This window comes from Vaccinium witches'-broom phytoplasma str. VAC (assembly GCF_000309405.1).
Taxonomy (GTDB): Bacteria; Bacillota_I; Bacilli_A; order Acholeplasmatales; family Acholeplasmataceae; genus Phytoplasma.
In genome coordinates this window covers 1-4341 of the sequence record NZ_AKIN01000012.1, presented here as the reverse complement: position 1 = coordinate 4341, position 4341 = coordinate 1, and the positions used below count along the sequence as shown (strand labels likewise).

At 26.9% G+C, this 4341-nt stretch carries 6 protein-coding genes; all 6 read right to left on the bottom strand.

All coding sequences use genetic code 11. The features are described 5' to 3' along the window. Nucleotides 1-125 precede the first annotated feature (125 nt). On the bottom strand, nt 126-845 hold the full coding sequence (locus tag RI68_RS00595; RefSeq protein WP_017193331.1) for an RNA methyltransferase: 720 nt from the start codon (nt 843-845) through the stop codon (nt 126-128). Nucleotides 846-887: 42 nt separating this feature from the next. Then, entirely contained in the window at nt 888-1340 is a 453-nt protein-coding gene (sufU, locus tag RI68_RS00590) for a Fe-S cluster assembly sulfur transfer protein SufU (protein ID WP_017193330.1), read from the bottom strand. A 45-nt stretch (nt 1341-1385) separates the two neighbouring features. Beyond that, nucleotides 1386-2633: a tyrosine--tRNA ligase gene (tyrS, locus tag RI68_RS00585; protein ID WP_017193329.1), complete on the bottom strand. Its 1248-nt coding sequence runs from the start codon at nt 2631-2633 to the stop codon at nt 1386-1388. Nucleotides 2634-2766: 133 nt separating this feature from the next. Beyond that, nucleotides 2767-3120, bottom strand: coding sequence for a 50S ribosomal protein L19 (gene rplS / locus RI68_RS00580; protein WP_017193328.1), 354 nt, complete (start codon nt 3118-3120; stop codon nt 2767-2769). A gap of 36 nt (nt 3121-3156) precedes the next feature. Beyond that, nucleotides 3157-3909, bottom strand: coding sequence for a tRNA (guanosine(37)-N1)-methyltransferase TrmD (gene trmD, locus RI68_RS00575; RefSeq protein WP_017193327.1), 753 nt, complete (start codon nt 3907-3909; stop codon nt 3157-3159). A 79-nt stretch (nt 3910-3988) separates the two neighbouring features. After that, nucleotides 3989-4237, bottom strand: a complete 249-nt coding sequence (gene rpsP / locus RI68_RS00570; protein WP_017192114.1) for a 30S ribosomal protein S16 — start codon at nt 4235-4237, stop codon at nt 3989-3991. Nucleotides 4238-4341: the final 104 nt, after the last annotated feature.

The window sequence follows — 4341 nt, the reverse complement described above, 5'->3', positions numbered from 1 at the left end:
TTTATAATTAAATCACCTAAATAATTGAATTATTACTCTTTGTCATTTAGTATTATTTTTTAGTATCGGAGTTCCATATTATTGATTCACATTAAATGATTAATAAATTAAATAAAATAGAAATTTTATTTTAATAAATACATTAAAATACTGCCAGCAACATTAACATTTAAACTTTCTACTGAAGAAGTGTCAATATTAATAAAATAAGATGAAAGGTCTTTGACTTCTTGAGAAATACCAGACCCTTCATGCCCTACCACTAAAGCTCTTTTTTTATTTTGTAAAAATTCTTGGTTTAATTCTTTCAAATCAATAGTTTTTTCGTTAACAGAAGAACTGAAAATATAAGTGTTATCTTTTTTTAAATTGTTTAAAAAAGAGACGGTATCGCCTCTTTCTAAGAATAAATTAAACAAAGCTCCTTGGGTAGCGGCGATCACTTTTTCATTATAAAAGTCAACGCTTTTATCGCTGAAAAAAACATGTTTAAAACCGAAAGCACTAGCGCTTCTTAATAATGTACCAACGTTGCCAGGGTCTTGAACATTATCTAAAACTAAAATTTTATCACTTTGCAAAACGTTTTTTTTCATTTGACAAACTGCTACTTGAGAATATAAAACTTTATTTTTATTTAATTCTCTCATTAAGTAATCTTCCATCAGAACGCCTTCGTGTTGGTCGGTATTAGTGGTATAAAGTTCTAAAACAACCCCGCTTTTTAAAGCTTCTTCAACTAAATGCTCACCAAAAACTAAAAATTCTTGGTATAAATCACGATATTTTTTTAAAGCTAATTTTTTTAATTTTTTAAATTTAGGATTTTTTTTAGATAAAATCACGTTTATTTTCTTTCTTAGATATATTTTTTTTAATCAATCAAATTACTTCGGAGCAAGAAGAGTGTTTTGCCTTTCTTGAATCATTTTTAACAATAAAGTCCAAGGCATACTGGCGCATTTAAATTTGCCAGGAAAATGGGTCACATGTTCTAAAATATGTAATTCTTCTTTTAAAACTTTGTTATCAAAAGGTTTATTTTCTAATAAATTAAGGAAATGATTGATTTGTTCGATACTTTCCTCTAAAGTGGTATTTTTCAAATGAATAGACATGAGCGAAGCAGAAACTACTAAAATAGAACAACCTTGTAATTCGTATCTAATATTAATAATCTTATTCTTGTCCAAAGTCACTTGAAGAGTTATTTCATCGCCACAAGAAACGTTTTTCTGTTGAGATAGGTAGGCATGAGGGTTATTTTTTTCTAACCCTATATTAGCGGGATTTTTATAATGTTTTAAGATTAATTGACGATAAAATTCTTGTTTAGACATCACCAAAAGAACTCTTTCTTTTCCAATAAATTAAAAGACTATTTTTTAATTAAACACGATTAAAGCTGTAAATTTATTTTTTTTAGTTAATAAAACGTATTTATTATATAAAACATCTTTAGAACTTAAAAGATAATCTACTTGTTTAACGGGATTTTTAAAAATTTTTACTGATCCTGAAGAAATGATTTTTTTAGCTTCGTTTTTAGAAGCAGTGAGTTGGGTTTGCGCCAAAGCGTCAGCTAAAGGTAGATCAGTATTAGTTTGCACAGTTACTAAGTTTTTTTGCAATAACATAAAATCTTCTTTTTGAAAAACATGTTTATTAGAGAATAAAATCTCGTTAACTCGAAAACATTCTTTAAAAACCTCTTCTCCGTATAAAAAAGTAACAATACTTTTAGCTAATTCTTTTTGAGCTTTTCTTTGTTGTGGATTTTGTTGAACCTCTTCTTCTAATGCCATAATAAAAGTTGGTTTTAACAAAGTTAAAGTTTTTAAATAATTAACTACATCATTATCAGCCGTATTTAAGAAATATTGGTAAATTTGATAAGGGCTCGTTAATTTTTGGTCTAACCATAAAGTATTTTTTTCACTTTTGCCAAATTTAACTCCTTGACTATTTAACAATAAAGGGATGCTCATACCGACTGGTTTTTCCTCTAGGGGGTTTTTTTCTAATTTACGAATTAATTCTAAACCGCTGGTAATATTGCCCCATTGATCAGAACCGCCCATTTGTAGTTTAATTTGTTTATTTTTATATAATTGATGAAAATCTAAAGCTTGTAAAATCATATAAGAAAATTCCGAATAAGAAATTCCTGTTTTCAACCTTTTAGCTACTGTGTCTTTAGCGATCATATAATTAACGTTGAATAATTTACCGTAAGTCCTAAAGAAGGTGATAAGATCTATTTGAGAAATCCAATCATAATTATTAACAAATTCCCCTTTATGAGGGGATAAAATGTTAGTTAATTGTTTTTGAATTTGCTCTACATTATGATAAATCGTTTCTTTAGAAATTAAATTTCTTTCTTCAGTTTCTTTAGGATCACCGATTAAACCAGTCGCTTGCCCAATTAAAATAAACGGAATATGACCTTTTTGTTGTAATAATAAAATAGTTGTAATTTGCACCAAATGACCTACAGTTAAAGAATTCCCAGTAGGATCGAAACCGCAATAAAAATTAATAGATTCGTTATTTAACATCTCTTCTAATCTTTTCTCATCGCTACAATCTTTTATTAAATTGCGCCATTTTAGTTCTTGAAATAAAAGCATTATTAACTCCTTTAAAAATGATTTTACAAAAAAATACATTTCTTATATAACTTAAAAAAACGAGATTATTTTAATCTCGTTTTTTCATGATTCAAAATCTTTTTTATTAAATTATTTCTTAAAATGAAAAAAATTATTTTCTTTCTTTAATTCTAGCAGCTTTAGCTGAAAGTTTTCTGATGTAATAAAGTTTAGAACGTCTTACGATCCCGCGACGAGTTACTTCTATTTTTTCATATAAAGGTGAATGAATTGGGAAAATTCTTTCTACTCCTACGCCAGAATAAACTTTTCTTACAGTAATGTTTTCAGAAATATTACTGCCTTGACGTTTAACAACTAACCCTTCAAATGTTTGAATTCTTTTTTTGTTACCTTCTTCAATTTTAATGTAAACTTTTACAGCATCACCTGGTTTGAAATCAGGAACAATTTTTAAATTGTTTTTGTTAATTGAATTTAACAATTCTTGTCCTTTTAAATTCATGATTTTCTAATTTCCTTTATAAAATGAATCATCGTCTCAATCTTTTTTATTGATTTTTTGATTTTTAGTTTCTTTTTTAATTTCTTCTAATAATTGCTTTTGTTTCTCGTTTAAAGTGATTTTTTCTAATAAATCCGGCCTTTTTAAAAAAGTGTTTCTTAAACTTTCTTTTTCGCGCCATTGAGCAATGTTTTCATGATAACCTGATAAAAGTATATCAGGAACTGATTTGTTTTGATAAGTTTGCGGTTTAGTGTATTGAGGATATTTCAATAAACCATTTTGATGAGAGTCATTTAAATAAGATTCCTTTTTAATGACATCAGGAACTAATCTCGCAATAACGTCTATAAAAACTGTAGCCGCTATTTCGCCGCCAGTTAAGACGTAGTCGCCAATGGAAATTTCTTCATCCACATAATCTAAAACTCTAGCATCTACACCTTCATAATTACCACATAAAATAACTAAATGAGAAAAATTTTGGACATATTCAACAGCTTTTTGTTGAGTCAATACATTCCCTTGAGGAGATAATAAAATTACTCTACTTTTAGAATAAGTTTTGATCTGTTGAAGAACGTCGTAAAAAGGAGGAAATTTCAACAACATCCCTATATCTCCACTGTAAGGAATATCATCTATTTGATTGTGTTTATTATTGCTATATTTTCTTAAATCGTGAATTTCAAACTCAATTTGTTCTTTAATTTGAGCCCTTTTAATAATAGAATTATTTAAAAAACTATTAAAAAAAGAAGGAAAAATAGTAATAATATCAAATTTCATATTTATAAAAGCCTTTTTACCAACTTAAATCAACAATTAACCTAAAATATTATATTTTAGGTTAGTAAAAATATTGATTTTACGCTTGTTTATTATTTTTTTTGTATTTTTTCAATAAATTTTGAACAGTTTTTGTAGGTTCTCCACCGACTGAACGCCATTTATCAATTTTCTCAACATCTAAATTAATTAAATTTTTGAACGGTTCATAAGTTCCTAAAATCTCTAAAAATTCGCCATCTCTTTTATTTTTGGAAGTTATAGCAACTACACGATAAAAAGGTTTTTTATGAGCACCAAAACGTTGTAAACGAATTTTAACTGACATTTTTTATTACAAGCCTACTTTCTTTAAAAATACTCTATCTCATTAATTATAAAATAAAAAACCATATCTGTCAACAACTTAAATATAATAAATAATAATATTAT